Annotated in this window: 2 protein-coding genes; one reads left to right on the top strand and one right to left on the bottom strand. The window is 62.6% G+C overall.

Annotated elements, in window-relative coordinates:
• A partial coding sequence (locus tag AC1DT3_RS18765; RefSeq protein ID WP_477466734.1) for an ABC transporter substrate-binding protein occupies positions 1–1,389 on the bottom strand: 1,389 nt, incomplete at its 3' end.
• A 228-nt stretch (positions 1,390–1,617) separates the two neighbouring features.
• Between AC1DT3_RS18765 and AC1DT3_RS18760 the strand changes: the two genes are divergently transcribed.
• The coding region (locus tag AC1DT3_RS18760) for a GntR family transcriptional regulator (protein WP_477466735.1) at positions 1,618–2,177 on the top strand (560 nt) is incomplete at its 3' end.

The following is a 2,177-nucleotide window of genomic DNA, read 5'->3' as shown; positions in this document are numbered from 1 at the left end:
CTCTTCGAGCAGGGCGTCGACTTCCGGATTGGAATATCCCTGCTTGTTGAAGGCGCCGAGGCCGGTCTTGGGATCGGCGGTGTGAACCAGCGAGCCGTAGGTGTAACTGGCTTCGCCGGTCAGCGTGCCCCAGCCGCTCATCCACAGGCTGAACTCGCCTTTCTGCTGCGCCGGGAAGAACACCGTGCCGTTGAGGGCATTGGCGTTCACCTTCAGGCCCGCGCGCGCCCACATCTGCGAGAGAGCCTCGCAGACCGCGGAATCACCCGGGAGACGATTGTTGGTGCAGTGGAAGTCGATTTCGAAGCCCTTCGGGTAACCCGCATCGGCGAGCAACTGCTTCGCCTTCGCGACGTCGTAGGGACGCTCCGGCAACGCCTTGCTGCCGCCGAAGAAGGTGGTCGGCATCAGCTGGTTGGCCGGGCGGCCGAGACCTTCGAGAACCACGCGCACGAGGGTCTTGCGGTCGATGGCGAGATCCATCGCTTCGCGCACCTTGGGATCACGCAGCGGGTTGGCGGTGATTTCCTTGCCGTCGACCTTCACGGGCTTGGGCAGGGTTTCCTTCACGTTCGGCGTCAGGTTGAGGTAGTAGACGGAATCGGCGACGAACGTGTCGACGGCCTTGTCCTTCTGCATCGCGGCGTAGTCGGTCGCGGGAACGTAGTTCACGAGATCGACCTGGCCCGATTTCAGCGCGGCCATGCGTGCCGGATCGTTGGCGATTTCCTTGCGGATCACCTTCGCCCAGGGTTGCTTGGCGCCCCAGTAACCATCGAACCGCTCGACGACGAAATCGCCCTTCGGTTCCCAGGACACGAACTTGTACGGTCCGGTGCCGATGGCGGCCTTGCCCGAATTGAACTGCTCGTTGCGCGCATCCATGCCGATGGACTTGGACACGACGAAGAGACGGATGAAATCGTTCGGCAACGTCGGCGCAGGCGACTTGGTGATCACGTGCAAGGTGTTCTTGTCGATGACCTTCGTCTCTTTCACCTGCTTGGTGTAGATCGTCATGCTCATCGGGCCGGTGACGACCGGGATGCGGTCGATGGAGAACTTCACGTCCTCGGCGGTGAGCTCGGAGCCGTCATGGAATTTGACGCCTTCGCGGATCTTGAACTCCCAGGTGGTGTCGTCGACGGGCTTCCACGACGTCGCCAGACCCGGCTTCATCTGCAGGTTTTCGTCGGCCATCACCAGCGTATCGAACACGTGGCGCAGGGTCTCCGCCTGGCTGCCCAACGTCGACCAATGGGGATCGATCGAGTCCGGTCCGGCGCGCACGCCCATGGTGAGCGTCTGCGCCGACACCGCGCCGCTGAGCGCCGTGCCGAGAAGCAGGGCGGCTGCCAACGTACCGCCAAGCTTGAAATAAAGTTTCATGAGATATCCCCTCTTGCTAAGGACCGAACTTTTCGTTCAAGGTGTTCTTATCGAATATAACGGTAGGTCGCCACACTAAAAAAAGTCAACTCGGTCGTGCACAAACCGCCACCAATCCCTGATGCTTCCGAAGGCATCTGTTATGCTAGAACGGAACAGACTGCCGAAGAGCGCATCCTGAGCGATCTTGCCGGCGCGCTCGACCGCACGCTTCCCGTGCCCTTGGGCGTGCAGCTGCGCGGTCTGATCGAATTCGGCATCGCGCTGGGCGAATTGCCCACCGGGCAGCGTCTGCCATCCGTGCGCGAACTGGCCGAGCGCGCCGGCATTGCACACATGACGGTCGCCACCGTGTACCGCGACCTGCGCGAATCCGGTTTGATCGAAGCCAAGCCCGGTGCGGGCACCTATGTGGGCGACGGCCACGACAGCGACGGCCTGCGCACATCCGCGATGCGCAAGGTGCAGCGCCGTATCGAGATGCTGTTCAACGAAGCGGAGGAACTCGGTCTTCCGCCTTCCGTCGTCTCCTCCCTCGTCAATGCGCGCGCGGCGCGCGGGAGAACGCCGACGCGGCCGGTGCATCTGGTGATGGTCGGCAACTTCGTCGAGACGACGCAGCAATATGCCCACAGAATTCAAGAGCATCTCGGTTCCGGTGACGCGATCACCGTGACGACGGTCGATGCGCTGCAGGCGGGCGAAGCCTTTCCGCAACCGTGCGACGTCTGCGTCACGCTCGCGCACCGGCGCGCCGAAGTGGAGCATCTGATCCCGCAGGGCATTCC

Source organism: Microvirga sp. P4_G7, assembly GCF_056401005.1.
The sequence above is the reverse complement of the archived record's forward strand: the minus strand, read 5'-3'. Positions and strand labels throughout refer to the sequence as shown.